The sequence below is a fragment of the Streptomyces fuscigenes genome (assembly GCF_021556455.1).
Classification (GTDB): domain Bacteria; phylum Actinomycetota; class Actinomycetes; order Streptomycetales; family Streptomycetaceae; genus Streptomyces; species Streptomyces fuscigenes.
This window is the reverse complement of record NZ_JAKGCV010000009.1, coordinates 1-15,192: the sequence shown is the minus strand read 5'-3', so window position 1 is coordinate 15,192 and position 15,192 is coordinate 1. Positions and strand designations below refer to the sequence as shown.

The 15,192-nt window shown below is 69.8% G+C and carries 16 protein-coding genes; 10 read left to right on the top strand and 6 right to left on the bottom strand.

Annotated features, from left to right (window positions below):
- The first annotated feature begins 69 nt into the window (after nt 1-69).
- The 3 genes from L1885_RS02485 to L1885_RS02475 are packed head-to-tail and all read left to right on the top strand — an operon-like array spanning nt 70 to nt 2,969.
- The gene (locus tag L1885_RS02485) at nt 70-786 is read left to right on the top strand and encodes a DUF1365 domain-containing protein (RefSeq protein ID WP_235795294.1); all 717 of its coding nucleotides are present in this window, start codon (nt 70-72) and stop codon (nt 784-786) included.
- A gap of 3 nt (nt 787-789) precedes the next feature.
- Entirely contained in the window at nt 790-2,148 is a 1,359-nt protein-coding gene (locus L1885_RS02480) for an SAM-dependent methyltransferase (RefSeq protein WP_235795271.1), read from the top strand.
- Entirely contained in the window at nt 2,145-2,969 is an 825-nt protein-coding gene (locus L1885_RS02475) for a DUF1295 domain-containing protein (RefSeq protein ID WP_235795270.1), read from the top strand. Before L1885_RS02480 ends, L1885_RS02475 begins: the two co-directional genes overlap by 4 nt.
- 813 nt (nt 2,970-3,782) lie before the next feature.
- Here L1885_RS02475 and L1885_RS02470 read toward each other — a convergent pair.
- From L1885_RS02470 to L1885_RS02455, 4 genes are all read right to left on the bottom strand, one after another.
- The gene (locus L1885_RS02470) at nt 3,783-4,472 is read right to left on the bottom strand and encodes a DUF6286 domain-containing protein (protein WP_235795269.1); all 690 of its coding nucleotides are present in this window, start codon (nt 4,470-4,472) and stop codon (nt 3,783-3,785) included.
- A gap of 2 nt (nt 4,473-4,474) precedes the next feature.
- Nucleotides 4,475-4,864 carry a hypothetical protein gene (locus L1885_RS02465; protein WP_235795268.1) on the bottom strand — a complete coding sequence of 130 codons (390 nt, stop codon included), beginning with the start codon at nt 4,862-4,864 and terminating at the stop codon, nt 4,475-4,477.
- On the bottom strand, nt 4,864-5,052 hold the full coding sequence (locus L1885_RS02460; protein ID WP_235795267.1) for a hypothetical protein: 189 nt from the start codon (nt 5,050-5,052) through the stop codon (nt 4,864-4,866). Before L1885_RS02460 ends, L1885_RS02465 begins: the two co-directional genes overlap by 1 nt.
- A gap of 184 nt (nt 5,053-5,236) precedes the next feature.
- Nucleotides 5,237-5,773: an Asp23/Gls24 family envelope stress response protein gene (locus L1885_RS02455; RefSeq protein WP_235795266.1), complete on the bottom strand. Its 537-nt coding sequence runs from the start codon at nt 5,771-5,773 to the stop codon at nt 5,237-5,239.
- Between the two features lie 301 nt (nt 5,774-6,074).
- Between L1885_RS02455 and L1885_RS02450 the strand changes: the two genes are divergently transcribed.
- The 7 genes from L1885_RS02450 to L1885_RS02420 all read left to right on the top strand — a co-directional run bounded on the left by L1885_RS02450 (nt 6,075) and on the right by L1885_RS02420 (nt 12,562).
- Entirely contained in the window at nt 6,075-6,668 is a 594-nt protein-coding gene (locus L1885_RS02450; protein ID WP_235795265.1) for an RNA polymerase sigma factor, read from the top strand.
- Nucleotides 6,659-7,585 carry a hypothetical protein gene (locus tag L1885_RS02445; protein WP_235795264.1) on the top strand — a complete coding sequence of 309 codons (927 nt, stop codon included), beginning with the start codon at nt 6,659-6,661 and terminating at the stop codon, nt 7,583-7,585. The genes L1885_RS02450 and L1885_RS02445 overlap by 10 nt, the downstream gene beginning before the upstream one ends.
- Nucleotides 7,579-7,968, top strand: a complete 390-nt coding sequence (locus L1885_RS02440) for an Asp23/Gls24 family envelope stress response protein (RefSeq protein WP_235795263.1) — start codon at nt 7,579-7,581, stop codon at nt 7,966-7,968. Before L1885_RS02445 ends, L1885_RS02440 begins: the two co-directional genes overlap by 7 nt.
- A 360-nt stretch (nt 7,969-8,328) precedes the next feature.
- Complete coding sequence (locus tag L1885_RS29345) at nt 8,329-9,273, top strand: DNA polymerase ligase N-terminal domain-containing protein (protein WP_372481843.1); 945 nt, start codon at nt 8,329-8,331, stop codon at nt 9,271-9,273.
- Entirely contained in the window at nt 9,270-10,286 is a 1,017-nt protein-coding gene (gene ligD, locus L1885_RS02430; protein WP_235795262.1) for a non-homologous end-joining DNA ligase, read from the top strand. The genes L1885_RS29345 and ligD overlap by 4 nt, the downstream gene beginning before the upstream one ends.
- Nucleotides 10,287-10,580: 294 nt before the next feature.
- Entirely contained in the window at nt 10,581-11,405 is an 825-nt protein-coding gene (gene phtC, locus L1885_RS02425; protein ID WP_235795261.1) for a 3,4-dihydroxyphthalate decarboxylase, read from the top strand.
- Between the two features lie 692 nt (nt 11,406-12,097).
- On the top strand, nt 12,098-12,562 hold the full coding sequence (locus tag L1885_RS02420; RefSeq protein WP_235795260.1) for a DUF3885 domain-containing protein: 465 nt from the start codon (nt 12,098-12,100) through the stop codon (nt 12,560-12,562).
- A 36-nt stretch (nt 12,563-12,598) separates the two neighbouring features.
- Here L1885_RS02420 and L1885_RS02415 read toward each other — a convergent pair.
- Together L1885_RS02415 and L1885_RS02410 are read right to left on the bottom strand one after the other, a co-directional pair.
- A protein-coding gene (locus L1885_RS02415; RefSeq protein ID WP_372481842.1) for an IS5 family transposase occupies nt 12,599-13,407 on the bottom strand; the annotation gives its coding sequence in 2 pieces (ribosomal slippage) (nt 12,599-13,057 and nt 13,060-13,407; 807 coding nt in all).
- 131 nt (nt 13,408-13,538) lie between these two features.
- Nucleotides 13,539-14,984, bottom strand: a complete 1,446-nt coding sequence (locus L1885_RS02410; RefSeq protein ID WP_235795293.1) for an amino acid permease — start codon at nt 14,982-14,984, stop codon at nt 13,539-13,541.
- Nucleotides 14,985-15,192 lie beyond the last annotated feature (208 nt).

Sequence of the window (15,192 nt, the reverse complement as noted above, 5' to 3'; positions counted from 1 at the left end):
AACACGCGCCCGGCGTATTCGCCCGAGGCCCCCGAGCCGAGCGACCCCGCACCGCCCGCGGTCCCCGCGCTGTATCCGTGCACGATCGGCCATGTGCGGCTCTCCCCCCGCCGCTATTCCTTCCGCGCGCACACCTACCTCTGGCTGATCGACCCGGATCAGCCCCCCGTGCTGCCGCGGTGGATGCGCTCGTTGGCCCGCTTCGAAGGGCGCGACCACTTCGGCGGCAACAGGCCCACGATCCGCGCCGGACTCGATGCGTTCCTCTCGTCGCACGGCATCGACCTCGCGGGAGGCCGGGTGGTGATGCTGGCGCACGCCCGCGTGCTGGGCCACGTGTTCAATCCGCTGACGCTGTACTGGTGCCATCGCCCGGACGGCTCCACGGCATGCGTGGTCGCGGAAGTGCACAACACCTACGGCGAGCGGCACTGCTATCTGCTGCGCACCGACGACCACGGGCGCGCCACCGTCGACAAGGACTTCTACGTCTCGCCCTTCTTTCCCGTCGACGGCGGGTACACCATGCTCCTGCCGGAGCCCGGTGACCGGCTGTCGCTGACCGTTCATCTGGACCGGCAGGCCGGCAGGGCGTTCACCGCGACCGTGCGTGGCACCCGGCGACCCGCCACGCGGCGCGAGCTCCTGCGCGTCGTTGCGCGCCGGCCATGGTCCACCGCAGCCGTCTCCGTGGGTATCCGCCTCCACGGCGTTGCCCTGCGAGTGCTGCGCGGCCTTCCCGTGCAGCCTCGTCCTCACCATCCGCACCAGGAAGGCCTGGAGTAACACGTGACCCTTTCGTACCAGCGTCCGGACCACCCGGCCGAGCCGTCCTCCCCTGCGGCACTTCACACCCCTGCCGACCCCGCCCGCTGGCCGGACGTCGCACGGCTGCCCCGCGCGTCGCGGATGCGCACCGCGATCGCGCGCCGCATCGTCCACCACGCACTGGCCGGCCTCCCGCTGGCCGTGCACCTGCACGGTGCCGAAGCGGCCACCATAGGCATCGGCGGCCCTCGTATGGACATCCGTGACCCGGCGGCCTTCTACCACAGGATCGGCGCCGGCGGCCTGATCGGATTCGGCGAGTCGTACATGGCCGGCGAGTGGGACGCGCCCGACCTCGTCGCCGTGCTGACCGTCCTCGCCGGCCACGCGCACCGCCTCCTCCCGGAGTCGCTGCAGCGCCTGCGCAGGGCGTTCGTCTCGCGCCATCCCTCGGCCCAGCGCAATACGCCTGAGGGGTCCCGGGACAACATCCGCCGCCACTACGACCTCTCCAACGACCTCTTCGCGTTGTTCCTCGACGACACGATGACCTACTCCTCCGCCGTGTTCCGGGCGCTTCCCGCCGACCGGGCGGCGCTGCCCGCGGCCCAGAGGCACAAGATCGACCTGCTGCTCGACGCGGCTGAGGTCGGTCCCGGCACCCGGCTGCTCGAGATCGGCACGGGCTGGGGAGAACTCGCCGTGCGGGCCGCCGAGCGAGGCGCACACGTACACAGCGTCACCCTTTCCGAGGAGCAGCAGGAGCTTGCGCGCAGCAAGGTCGATGCCGCAGGCCACGCGGACGCGGTGACGGTCGAGTTGTGCGACTACCGGCACGTCCAGGGCACCTACGACGCCGTGGTCAGCGTCGAGATGATCGAGGCCGTGGGCGTGGAGTTCTGGCCGGACTACTTCAGAACGTTGGATCGGCTGCTGGTTCCCGGCGGACGTGTCGCTCTCCAGGCGATCACCATGGCGCACGACCGTCTGCTCGCCACCAAGGACACTCACACCTGGATCCACAAATACATCTTTCCGGGCGGGGTGATCCCGTCCTTGGAGGCCGTCGAGTCGATCTGCTCGCGCATGACCGACCTCAGGCCGGTTCGGGCCGATGCCTACGGCCCTCACTACGCCGAGACCTTGCGGCTGTGGCGTGAGGCCTTCGCGGAGCACGCCCGGGAGGTGGATGCTTTGGGTTTCGATGAGACTTTCCGACGCATGTGGACCTTCTATCTCGCCTATTCGGAAGCGGGGTTCCGCTCCGGCTATCTGGACGTACGGCAGATCGTGCTCTCCCGCACGGGCAGGGGCGCCCGCGCGAGCGGTGCGGCCGCCGACGCCGTCGCCGGTGCGACCGGGTCGGACGGTGGCTCGTGAGCGACTATCCCTGGGGGGCCTTCGGAGCCGGTGTCGGGTTCTCGGCGGTTGGCGTGTTTGCCGTCATGCTGGTGACTTTCGCGATCGCGGTCGCACGGGGCAGGCACCGGTACGTGGACGTGGCGTGGGGAACTGCTTTCGCGGTCTCGGCCGTCGTCTCGCTCGGATCGGCGGCCGGCGGGGGCCACGGGGACGGGGGACGCCAGTGGCTGGTCACGGCGCTCACCGTGGTCTGGGGCCTGCGGCTTGCCGCGCACATCGCCCGGCGAGGACGCGGCAAGGGCGAGGATCCCCGCTACGAGAAGATGCTGGCCCGGGGATCAGGCAACCCGCGGCTGCGGGCGTTGCGGAAGGTGTACCTGCTGCAGGCGCTGCTCGTCGTCCTGGTGTCGCTACCGGTCCAGGCCGCGCAGTACCTGCCGGTCGCACTGGGTCCGCTCGCGTACGCGGGCTGCGCCGTGTGGTTGGTGGGACTGTTCTTCGAGGCCGTGGGCGACCACCAACTGGCCTCGTTCACAGCGGACCCCGCCAACAGGGGCCACATCATGGACCGCGGTCTGTGGAGCTGGACGCGCCACCCCAACTACTTCGGCGACTTCTGTGTGTGGTGGGGACTGTTCCTCTTCGCGTGCGGCAGCTGGCAGACGGCCGCTGCGACGGTGGTGAGCCCGGTGGTCATGTCGCTGCTGCTCACCATGGGAAGTGGCAAGCGCCTGCTGGAGCGGCACATGGCCGACCGACCGGGTTTCGCCGACTACACCGCCCGCACGAGCGGCTTCTTTCCCCGGCCGCCGAAGGGGCAGCCGTCCCAAGGAGTGTGAGGTCCCTGCTTCCGCGTCGCACGCCGCTGTCCGCACCGGGACGCGGGCCGATGTGGGAACCGGCCCGAGCCCCGTTGCACCGTCTAGTCCTGGTCCTGCACGGCGGCCCGGTCGGCACCTTCGCACCTGTCCGTTCAGCGGACCCTGCGACCCCTGTGCGATGCGGTACGCATCCGCACGGTCGTGCTCGGCCGCCCCAGCCCCGTGGAGGTGCCCGCGTGGGCCAAGGGGCCCTCCACCAGCTCCGTGAGCACGGGCGCAGGATCCGCGTACGGCTCCAGCACGAGCGTCACCCGGGAACGGAAACCCGAGGGACGACCGGGCGCCCTGTCCCTCCGCCTGCGTTTCATGGTGAGCCGGACGCGAGCCCCCTTCACGCCGGAGAGCGCTTCTGCTTCTGCCGCTATCGCGCCTTCAAGTGTCGCCCTGCGCAGTCGCCCTCCTGACTGCTCCAGGGACAGCGCGTTGGGTCGTCGCCGGCCGCCCTGTGTCAGCAACCAGCCTGCGCACAGCAGTAGCCCGACAGCCAATCCGCTGATCACGACGGGTGTCCACCAGTCCTCACGCCTGAGCCGGTCGACGGCCGTACGATCCACCAGATGCCGGCCCACGCCATGTGCCGGCCACCAGGCCGGCACCGTTCCGGCATGTGCCCGGCTCATCAGCCAGGTTGCCCCCAACCAACTGCCGAGCCCTACAGCCGCGAGTCCGATCAGCGCGATCAGGCCCCTGTTCGCCGTTCCCCGCACGCCGCTTCCCGCCTCTCTTCGGACATTTCGCTCCCTGCACGCCTTCGCTTCTCAGGCGGTCCAGTCACGTGTCGTCGCCGACACGCATCCTCGACGCGGCGCTGTCCCCTCGAACCTGCTGTTCCTGCGCTGGGATGCCGGCGGCAGCGCCCCTTTCCGGCACTGCGTCCCTGGGCGCCGCCCAGGTCTCGTCGGGCCGCACCCGAACCACCAGCCGGGGTTCGGATGCGAGTCCCAGGCCGTCCCGCTTCTCGGAAAGGGTCCGGGTCACCGCGTCCTGGACTTCGTCCATCGCTCCGTAGCGAACCGTCGCCCGTACGAGCACCTTGCGCCGCCGTACACCGATCCGCACGGATCCCGTACCCGGAACCTCCAGCGCCGCATCGCGCAGCAACAAGGTCACGGCCGACCTGTCCAAAAAAGCGCGCACCCCGGTCTCGGGAGGGACCATGGGCGCGAACTTGCGCGCACCGGGTGTCAGCGCGAGCCAGATGAGCCACAGACCCGCCACCAGCAGGACGGCCGCAACCACGCCGACCAGCGCGGTCGTCGGGCTCACCCCGTAGGTGCGTTCGAGCAGGGCATGGCGCCACGGCGCGGGCGTCCCGCCGAGCCTCACCATCACCACGTCGTAGAGAACGGCCCCGCCAGAGGCCATTCCCAACAGCGCGCACAGCGTGGCGGGACCGCGCCTCGGCGACCAGGGCCGCCGCACCCTCGGCACCTTTGACGTCGGGCCGGACATCCGCGCCATGGTCATTCCACCCTCTCGCTGCTGTGCGCCCGCACGGGCGTCAGACGACCCACCAGAACATCGACGACAACCACTCGCAGCCCTGTCAGCGCGCCGGCTCTTTCCGTGACGTGCTGCCGCACCTGCCTGCACACAGCGTCCAAGTCCACGGGATATGGCAGGTCGATCTCCACGGCTACCCGTGCGGCGCCGCGACGCACGTCAGCGGTGGCCCTGGCCGCCGTGTGCGCGTACGGCGACAGTGCCTCTTGGGCGGCCTGTGCGGCTACTCGGCCCACCGCGCGGTCGCTCAGCACTGTCGTGCCTCGCTGCGCCGACACCTGCGCCGCGCTGACGGAGCTGGCGGGGCCGGCTTTTCCGGCACCGCCGATCTCGGTGGTCGCCGACGGCATCAGGGCCTCCCGCGCCGGTCCGGGTGCAGCAGATCGTGCACATCCAGGTCGCCGTCAGCTATCCGGCCGACACCGAAACCGACCGCCCCCAACGCCGCCACCAGGAGGAAGGCTCCGAACCCGCCGAAATAGCCGGCGAACCCCAATGCCATGCCCGCCACGATGCCGAGCGCGGACCACCCTTTCATCTCTTCTCCTTTGCCGAGCCCGACCTGCTGAAACAGCCGTTGGACCGATCACCTGGACAGATGTGACGCTCCCTGGAAACCGGCGCCCGCACCTGCGGGATCGACTGCGGAGGCCGACGCCGGCCACCCCGTCCTGGCGTCGTCCCCGAGCGCGGCACGACCCTTCCCGGCCTCAACGGTGCCCCTACTGCAGCCGCAGATCACTGTCCTGAGCCGTGTCGTCGTCCGGGAGATGGACATCTCCGATCGAGATGTTGACCTCGACAACCTCCAGTCCCGTGATCCGTTCCAGCGCCGAGATCACGTTCTCCCGGATGTCCGTGGCGCAGTCCTGGATGGAGACGCCGTACTCCACGATCACGTCCAGGTCGATCGCGGTCTGTCGTTCGCCCACCTCCACCTTCACTCCGCGGCCCAGGCCGGCTCGCCCTCCACCGCCCGGAACCCGGTCCCGCACCGCGCCCAACGTGCGGCTGAGGCCACCGCCACCGAGCGCGTACACGCCGGGAACCTCCCGAGCCGCCATGCCGGCGATCTTTTCCACCACACCGGTCGCGATGATGGTTTTGCCACGTGTCCCCGCCGGTGCGTCCACCCCTCGGCGTCCGGCGTCGACGGTCGTCGTGTCCTGGCCGCCGGTCCTGGTGGGAACGTGCGGGGGCGGCCCGCTGGGAGCCGGCGGGACGGTCTTCGCTCCCGAAGTCACTGCGGATGTCGTCATGGGGGTCCTCCTCGAACCGTGTTGAGTCGAGCTCGTGTCGATCTGCGCACGCTCGCCGCTTGTCTTACTCATATGCGCGCTCGGGCGGGTGCGCATATGTGCGGGCCCGTGCGCGCGTATGTCCTCTGCCCCGTGGGGCAGCGGAGCAGCGTGCCGATAACCGTTCGACACCTTCGCGGCGCGATCCTCACGCTCCTGCGGCGAATTGATCGAAATTTTTTTCCTGGGCTGCCGAGCGTGAGGATCACGGCTGCTCCCGTGTCCAACGATTCGAAGCAAGCACGGGGAGAGGAGGCCGTTCGTGCCTGTAAGGGAGAGGCAGGGCAGACGCGCCGGAGCAGCCGAAGGCCGGTCCTGGCCGGACGAAGCTCTGTTGGTCGTGCGTGCCAGTGAAGGGGATACGGACGCCTTCGAGACGCTGGTCCGCAGGTATACGCCAGGTCTGTTGAGGCTGGCCACCCGTCTGCTGGCGGACCGTGGCGACGCGGAGGACGCCGTGCAGGACGCGTTCGTGAGTGCCTGGCGGCGATTGCCCCAATTCCGCAATGAATCACAGTTCCGCACGTGGATGTTCCGCATCGTGACGAACAAGTGCCTCAACCAGCTCCGCGCCCGGCACCCGACGACACCGCTCGACGCTGTTCCTGAGCCCACCGCGCCGGACCACGCGGTCTCCCCGGCCCGCGCCGCCGAAAATGCCGCCGCGGTGTCGGATCTCGGTGGCGCGCTGCGTCGTCTGCCGCCTGAACAGCACGCCTGTTGGGTTCTGCGCACGGTGTACGGATTGTCATATGACGACATCGCAGCGGCCGTCGGTATCAACTCGGAGGCTGTTCGCGGAAAGATCTATCGGGCACGCCGCGCTCTGACGGAGGCGATGGTCGCATGGCGATGAAGAGGAACCGGCCGTCGTGGGACGGGGGCCCGGTCCACGAAGGTGGCCAAGGTGCCGCTGAAAGCCCGATCCGGGAGGGTGATCGCTTCATGGACGGAGACGTGAACGGGGACGAGCTGCTGCCCTGCGGCCGTTCACTGGCGTTGCTGTGGCAGGCATGGGATGCGGAGCAGGCGGACTCCGACCTCCATGTGGCCGGATGCCCGCACTGCGCGGCCGCACTCGACCGCCTCCAGGCCCTGCAGGATCTCGTCGCCGCCGATGAGACAGCAGACCGCGACTTCGAAGCCGCAGCCGGCCGGAGCGACAACGAGGCGTTCGGCAGCCGCGTCGAGTCGGTCACGGCCCGCGTGATGGACGTGGTGAGGTTGGAGTTGAGGCCGGGACGGACGCTCCCTCTCGGAGAGCCGGAGGAGGACGCGTGGATCGTCGAGGCAGCACTGGCGAAGCTGCTGCGGAAAGCGGCGGACGCCCTGCCCGGGGTGCGGGCAGGCAGTTGCCGTATCCGGCCGGCCGCGAGGCAGGACGCGGCATTCGACGACTCGGACTCGCCTCCGTCCTGGCATCGGGACGCCACCCACAGCAGCGAGACCCCGAACGGCAGCGCAGATGAGAGCGGCGCTCTGGACACTGTTCCGACGCGGGCGGTGGGCGGGGCCCCGTTCTTCCAGGCTCCGATGGTCATCACACCCGATCGCGGGCCCGTCGACGTCTACCTTGAGGTGGCCGCGACGCTCTCGTGGACCGTGCCCGAATTGGCAAGAAGCGTGCGCGAGCGGGTGACGACGGCTGCGGACGAGACAGTCGGTATCCGTGTCCGGGCCATAGATGTCTCAGTCGTGGATGTCCTGGACGACGAGTTCGCCGACCCATTGGGAGGGGTCGGCCCGGCAGGAGAACGGAGTCATCGATGGTGAACGCTGCGGGCAGGCGCGAGTTGGCGGGGAATCTGACCAGGGCGATCGCGGATGCCGTTGTCGCCATCGACGGCGTCGCTTTTCTTCGGCCCGGCTTCGCCGATGTGGTTCGCGGTGTGGGGCGCCGCTCGACTCACCCGGTCTCCGGTGTGCGAGTCGCCTATGAGGCCGAGTCGGAGCAATGGCGGATAACGGTTCAACTGGTGACCGGGCAGGGGCACCGCGCTCTGGACGTGACGCGGGCGGTACGGGCCGCCGCCACATCCGCCGCCACCAAGGTGCTGTCCTCGCAGCTCGAGCATCCACCGACGGCGACAGGAGAGCAGCAGTCCGACGCGGGCCGGTCCCTCTCGGTCACGGTGACCGTGACGGGAGTGGTGTAAGACGTCGCCACTACGGAGCGTGGCACCCCACCGGCCCCGGGGTCGAGGCGGCTCGACTCGGCTCAGGAGAGGGTGCTGCTGCCGGGCCGGGCCCCCGGCGTGGCGGCGCAGGGTCCCGTGCCTTCACCGCTGCGTCGCCCCGGTGGCGGGTCGGCGGGCTGCGGAGTGGCGCGCGGTAGGCGGCGGCCTCGCGGGGCCGGCGGCGGACCGTGGGCGTGATCATCGCGGGGCCGGCGGCGGGACTGTGGGCGGCGGCATCGTGAGGCCGGCGGGGGGCGCGCTAGCGTCCGGCACGCACGGGGTGAGAAGGAAGACGTTCACGGGGTACTCGGGGTTTGACCTGCGTCGAAGGAGGGATCTGTGGCTGGGGACGACTCATTGGGGCGGTATCGGGAGAAGCGCGATTTCACCGCCACAGGAGAGCCACGCGGCGGCGGCACAGCAGGAGGAGAGCAGGGGGACGACGGGGGCAGCCCACGCCGTTCGGGCAAGGGCCGCGGGGCTGAGACGACCGCGGGCCGGCGCGCGACGCATGGCCGAGACGCGACCGGCGGACGGAGGCCGGAAGGGGAAGGGGAAACAGAGTCGCGCAGGGGCCCTGACCTGGCCGATGGCGCGTCCGGGTCTCTGTCCTACGTCGTGCAGATTCATGATGCCCGCAGGATGCACTTCGACTTCCGTTTGGAGGTGGGAGGTGTCCTGAAGTCCTGGGCCGTGCCGAAGGGGCCGTCCACGGACCCCCGGGACAAGAGGCTTGCGGTACCCACCGAGGACCATCCGATGGAGTACCGGGGATACGAGGGCGTCATCGGCGGCGGACAGTACGGCGCGGGCACCGTGATCGTGTGGGACACCGGCACGTACCAGCCGCTCGGAAAGAACGGCGAGGCAACTGATGCCGACTCCTTCGCGAAGGCTCTCGCCGCGGGACACGCCAGTTTCTGGCTCGACGGACCCAAGCTGCAGGGTGGGTACACACTCACCCGCTTCCGGGGCGGGGAAGGCACGGGCCACGAGGACGACGGCGAGGAAGCGTGGCTCCTCGTGAAGCGGGCCGACAGGAAGGCCGATCGCCACGGCACCCACACGCCGGATCCCCGCCGAGCCAGGTCGGCGCAGTCCGGACGGACCCTGAACCAGGTCGCCCAAGAGGACGGTGAGCAGGACAGCGCCCACCACATGATCAACACCCGCAACGGCGGCGGGAAGGACAGGAAGGGCGAGGCCACGAAGAGCAGTGCGAAGGCCAGGGCCACCGGCCGCGCACGGGCGGGCACGGCAACGGCACGAGGCGGTGGCACATGAGCGAGCTCCTGTCCTCCCTCTCCCCCGATGAACGCCGGCTGCTGTCCGAGGCGCCGTCCGGCGCCGAACTCGCAGCGCAGCCGATGCTGGCGACGCTCAGCGACCGTCGCGACTTCGACGCCGGCGGATGGATATTCGAGCGCAAGCTGGACGGCGTCCGGCTGCTGGCCGTACGTGACGAGCGCGGCACCAGGCTCCTCTCACGCAACGGCCTCCGAGAGAACGCGACCTACCCGGAGATCGTGGACGCTCTGGCGGACCAGGACACGGCGGACTTCGTCCTGGACGGGGAGGTGGTGGCGTTCTCCCACGGCCGGACGGACTTCTCCCGCCTTCAGCAGCGGCTCGGGATCACGGACGAGCGCAAGGCGCGCGCCAGCCACGTGGCAGTGACGTACTACGTCTTCGACATCCTGCGCCTGGACGGTTCCGATGTGACGCGCCTTCCCCTGCGTTCGCGGAAGTCGCTGCTGCGCCGGGCGCTCAGTTACCACGCACCGCTGCGGTTCACGCCGCACCGCAACGAGGGGGGCGAGGAGTTGCTGGCGCGGGCCTGCCGACAGGGTTGGGAAGGCCTGATAGCGAAGCGGGCGGCCGGCGGCTACCAGCCGCGCAGGTCGGGCGACTGGCTGAAGTTGAAGTGCGCCCGGGGGCAGGAGTTCGTCGTGGGCGGTTTCACCGAGCCCGGGGGCTCGCGCACGGGCTTCGGCGCGCTGCTGATCGGGTACTACGAAGGCTCCCGACTGCGCTACGCGGGCAAGGTCGGCACGGGATACGACCGGGCCACGTTGCGGGACATCCGTGCGCGCCTGGACGAACTGGCCACGCCCAGCGTGCCGTTCTCCGATCGTGTCCGTGAGCACACCGCGCACTGGGCACGGCCGGAGCTGGTGGCGCAGATCGGGTTCACGGAGTGGACCCGGGACGGCATGTTGCGTCATCCGCGCTTCCTCGGGCTCCGGGAGGACAAGGAGCCGGGCGACGTGGTGCGCGAGAAGGCCACCGGCGGCTGAGCGGGCGTCGGCACGCCAGGCGTGCCGGAACGGTGGGGTGTCGTGCGGCTGCATCGGCATGGATCGGTCGGGGGTGGGGCGGACACCGGTGAGGTGCCGACAGAGGCCTGGCGCCAGATACCGACCGCACTCTACGTGGCCGCCGAGTCCATGCCCACCCGGCCATCGCGGGCCGTGCCCGTGTTGGCAGCCGTCCTGATGCGGGCGTGAGACGGCGTTCTTGACCAGTGAAAGGGGTGGTGGCAGCGTGCACAGCGAAAGAAGAAGTTTCTTCAGAGCAGAAGAGTTGCTGTCATGAGCCTTCCTGCAGACGCCACGGGCGCTACGGTCGTCCCCACGGGCACGCACACGGAGACGAGCACGGTGCGCGATCCCGTCGCGGATCGCGCGGGATCCACGGATCCGGCGGAGCTGATCGCGTTGGGCTGTCGCATCCTCGCGTTCCAGGGCCTGGCCGAGGACATCCTCGGCCACATCAGCCTGCGGGACGCGGAAGATCCCGACATGCTGTACGTACGGTGCCGGGGAGCGGGCGAGCGGGGACTGTTGTTCACCGGGCGGAGTGATGTGCACCGGGTTCCGCTGGGTGGCACGCCGTCGGGGCTGCCCGAGGGCACGAAGGCGCCCAATGAACTCCCGATCCATCAGGAGGTGCTGAAGGCCCGCCTCGACGTGCGCGCGGTGGTGCACGTGCATCCCCCGTCGGTTGTCGCGGCTGACCTGGGTGGCCTCGAACTGCGGCCGATCGTCGGTGCGTACAACATCCCCGCGATGCGGATGGCACTGGGCGGCATACCTGTTTACCCCCGCGGGGTCCTTGTCACCCGGGCCGACCTGGGGAAGGAGCTGGCCGAGGCGCTCGGCGACCGGCCGGCCTGCATTCTGCGCGGGCATGGCATCGTCGCCACGGGTGCGACGGTGCAGGAGGCGGTGGTACGGGCGTTGAATCTGGACGCGCTGGCCAAGATCACCCTCAGTGCGAACGCGCACGGCGTTCCGCCGGTGCTGCCCGACGAGGACATCGCGGAACTGCCGGATCTCGGGGGCGGATTCAACGACGAACTCGTATGGCGCACGAACGTAGCGAAGATGCACCACGCTGGGCTGAGCAGCGTCTGAGCCGACCTGGCCGGAGTCGAGCCGGCCCGGGGGCGCTCAGCCGCCGCAGGGTGAGGCTGAGACGATCCGGGCGGGGCCGAGACGGGGCAGGGCTGATGCGGCCCGGATGGCGCTCAGCTGGACCGGGCGGGGCTCAGCCGGTCCGCGGGCTGAGCCGAACTGCGCGGGGCCGAGCCGGTCCGGCTAGCGCTCAGCCCTTCCGAACACGGCCGAGCCAGTCCGGATCGCGCTCAGCCCTTCCGAGCACGAGTGAGCCAGTCCGGATCGCGCTCAGCCGGCCCGGCTCGCGTTCAACCGGTCCGGTCCGGGCAGGACGGAGCGGACCGGGTGGTGCCGAGCGGACCGGGCAGGCCCGGGGCGGGCCGGGCGAGCGTTGGCTCAGGTCCGAGAGGAGTCCGAGAGGAGACCGAGAGGAGTCCGAGAAAGGTCGGACCGAGGGGCAACGCGATCCGCAGGAGGCACGGCAGAACCCGGCGCACTGTCCGGAGCCGACCGGGCGGGCCTTAGACGCCGTTTCTCTTGGTGGGTGGGTGCCGGGCATCATGATCGTCGACAGGAGCTCATGCCCGAGAGGACGAGTGAGGCAGGTGTTTGGAGGCGTACGGACGGTCTTGACGGACCTGTGGCAGCGGCGTTGGCCCGACTGCCCGCCGGTTGGGTACAAGCTCCGCGGCCCGTACCGGGATGTCTGGGTGCGCTTCCACAGCCTGCCGGAGTCGAAGCGATACGCAGAAAACGAGACCGAGTACGCCATCGTCCTGGGGCGGTACAACACAATCCTCGATGAGTTGTTTGCCGGTGGGGATGTGTACGTGATCACGCCGGTCTGGACGACCGAAGCCGAGGTTCCACCGTTCCAGCCTGGCGCTGGCTACTGGCAGAGCCTGCTGGTGGAGGACGACCCTGACCCGGAGTTCCGTACCTACTGCCATCTTTTTGCCGCCCGCCGACCCTGGCGACATGGCTGCCTCGACGAGCTGCTCCGTGACATCGCCGACGACAAGGTAGCGGGAGTCTTCGTCACCGATACTCAGATGCGGCGCATTCACTACCCCTACGACGGGGGCGCGGACGTCTTCCTCACCACGCCTGAGGAACGGGATCGGACCCGTGACAGGCACGCCCACTGGCTTTCCGGCAGCCCGTCGGGGCTTTGACGGTTCAGGATCACCACCCTGCCCGAATTCCCCGGCTCAGCACATCAGCCGAAGGAAGCAGATGCGCAGGGCCGCTATGCCAACGAAGGCAAGAAAATGCTCGGGCTTGCGTTCGTAGCGGCGGTGCAGGCGTCGGCAGCCGGCCAGCCAGGACACGGTTCGTTCGACGACCCAGCGGTGGCGGCCGAGCCGGGTGGAGGACTCGACCCCCTTGCGGGCGATGCGGTGGCGTATGCCGCGTGAACGGAGCCATTGTCGCAGGTGGTCGTAGTCGTAGCCCTTGTCCGCATGCAGCTTCGCCGGCCGCCTGCGGCGCGGGCCGCGACGGGAACGGGTGGGTGGGATTCCGCGGATGAGCGGTTCCAGTCCCTGGCTGTCGTGCATGTTGGCACCGGAGACGCCGAGTGACAGCGGCAGGCCGTTCCGGTCGGTGACCAGATGGATTTTCGATCCCAACTTGCCTCGGTCGGTCGGATTCGGTCCCGTCAGAAGCCCCCTTTTGCCGCCCGGACGCTGACGGAGTCGATCGCGCACCGCGACCAGTCCAGCTCGCCCCGCGCCCCGAGTTCGTCCAGTACTACCCGGTGGAGACGGGCCCAGACCCGATCCGCGCTCCACTTGGCGAACCGCCGGTAGACCGTCTGCCAGGCTGGGCCGAACACTGGCGGGAGCTGCCTCCAAGTGCAACCCGAGGTGGCCACGAAGATGACCGCGGCCAAAACCTCACGGTCGCCAGCCCGACGGCGGCCTCCGCCCTGCGGACGCTTCACTTCCGTGGGCGGCACCACCCGCCGGAACAGCACCCACAACTCATCCGGCACAAGCCGCTCAACCAGATTCGTCATGCACAGCTCAACGAGCGATCGAGCCATAAGAAACGGCGTCTTAGGCGCCCCTCGCCGCCCCGCGGGGAGGGGCATCCGCCATTCCGATCCCTCCGTGCCCTTGACGGACCTCGCCCCCGGCTCCGCTTCTGTCAGGCCGCCGGGGCTCCCGCGCCACCGCGGTCGTCGGCGCCCGCACCCGGACCGCCCGCACCCGGACCGCCCGCACCCGGGCCGCCGGCACCCGGGCCGCCGGCGCCCCGGTCCTGTCCGCCGTCGGTGCGTGCGGCGATCCGGCCGCGTACGCGGAACCAGCCCGCCACCAGTGCGGCCGCGACGATGGGGACGATGAGGATCGTGTTGCGGCCGATGGGCTTGTCGAACCACATCAGCACCAGGACTCCGGCGAGGAACGCCAGGGTCAGGAGCTCCACCCAGGGGGATCCGGGCAGCCGGTACGAGGGACGTGTGACGAGCCCCTTCTTGGACCGGTTCACGAAGACCAGGTGGCAGATCATGATCATGCCCCACGCCGTCAGTACGCCGAGTGACGCGATGTTCAGGACGATCTCGAAGGCCTCGCCGGGCACCACGTAGTTGAGGCCGACGCCCAGGATGCAGACGGAGGCGGTCAGCAGGATCCCGCCGTAGGGGACCTGGTGCCGGTTCATCCGGCCGGTGAAGCGCGGCGCCGAGCCCGCCATGGCCATCGAGCGCAGGATGCGCCCGGTCGAGTAGAGGCCCGAGTTGAGGCTGGACATGGCCGCGGTCAGCACGACGAGGTTCATCACGCCGCCCGCGGCCGGTACGCCGATCTTCGACAGCACCGTCACGAAGGGGCTCTGCCCGGAATGGAACCCGGTGTACGGGACGAGCAGGGCAAGGAGGACGACCGAACCCACGTAGAAGACCATGACGCGCCACATGATCGAGTTCACGGCACGCGGCACGATCTTCTGCGGTTCGGCGGTCTCGCCCGCCGTGACGCCGATGAGTTCGACGGCCGAGTAGGCGAAGACGACGCCCTGGAGCACGATCACGACCGGCAGCACTCCCGTCGGGAAGATGCCGCCGTGGCTGGTGATGATGTCGAAGCCGGGCGTCCTGCCGCCCACGGGGTGCTGTGTGACCAGCAGGAACACGCCGATGGCCAGGAACACGACCAGGGCCGAGACCTTGATGATCGCGAACCAGAACTCCATCTCGCCGAAGATCTTCACCGAGATGAGGTTGATCGACAGCACCACGGCCAGCGCGAACAGCGCCAGCAGCCACTGGGGCACCGACGTGAACATGCCCCAGTAGTGCACGTACAGCGCGACGGCCGTGATGTCGGCGATGCCGGTGGTCGACCAGTTCATGAAGTACATCCAGCCGGCCGTGTAGGCGCCCTTCTCGCCCAAGAACTCACGGGCGTACGAGACGAAGGAGCCGGAGGAGGGCCGGTGGAGCACCAGTTCGCCCAGCGCGCGCACCACGAAGAACGCGAAGAGCCCGCAGACCGCGTAGGCGAGGGCCAGGGCGGGTCCGGCCGAGACCAGTCGGCCGCCCGCTCCGAGGAAGAGGCCGGTGCCGATGGCGCCGCCGATCGCGATCATGTTGATGTGGCGGGACTTGAGGTCCTTGCTGTAGCCCTCGTCGCCCGCGTCCGCGGTCCCGGCGCCCGCGCCCGCCCCGGGACGAGTGGCCACGCCGCCGGCCGGACCGCTCCCTGGTCCTGCGCTACCGCGTCCAGCCGCTGCGGCTGTTTCGAGCGCCCCGGCGCCCTGGCCGCCGTCCGCGGCTCCGGCGCCCGGTCCGCCCGCG

What these genes read in the sequence shown, in the direction of transcription:
- L1885_RS02470 (WP_235795269.1), bottom strand. Translation starts at nt 4,472, where the DNA reads ATGGCGCGGATGTCCGGCCCGACGTCAAAGGTGCCGAGGGTGCGGCGG.
- L1885_RS02465 (WP_235795268.1), bottom strand. Translation starts at nt 4,864, where the DNA reads ATGCCGTCGGCGACCACCGAGATCGGCGGTGCCGGAAAAGCCGGCCCC.
- L1885_RS02460 (WP_235795267.1), bottom strand. Translation starts at nt 5,052, where the DNA reads ATGAAAGGGTGGTCCGCGCTCGGCATCGTGGCGGGCATGGCATTGGGG.
- L1885_RS02455 (WP_235795266.1), bottom strand. Translation starts at nt 5,773, where the DNA reads ATGACGACATCCGCAGTGACTTCGGGAGCGAAGACCGTCCCGCCGGCT.
- L1885_RS02445 (WP_235795264.1), top strand. Translation starts at nt 6,659, where the DNA reads ATGGCGATGAAGAGGAACCGGCCGTCGTGGGACGGGGGCCCGGTCCAC.
- L1885_RS02440 (WP_235795263.1), top strand. Translation starts at nt 7,579, where the DNA reads ATGGTGAACGCTGCGGGCAGGCGCGAGTTGGCGGGGAATCTGACCAGG.
- ligD (WP_235795262.1), top strand. Translation starts at nt 9,270, where the DNA reads ATGAGCGAGCTCCTGTCCTCCCTCTCCCCCGATGAACGCCGGCTGCTG.
- phtC (WP_235795261.1), top strand. Translation starts at nt 10,581, where the DNA reads ATGAGCCTTCCTGCAGACGCCACGGGCGCTACGGTCGTCCCCACGGGC.
- L1885_RS02410 (WP_235795293.1), bottom strand. Translation starts at nt 14,984, where the DNA reads ATGATCGCGATCGGCGGCGCCATCGGCACCGGCCTCTTCCTCGGAGCG.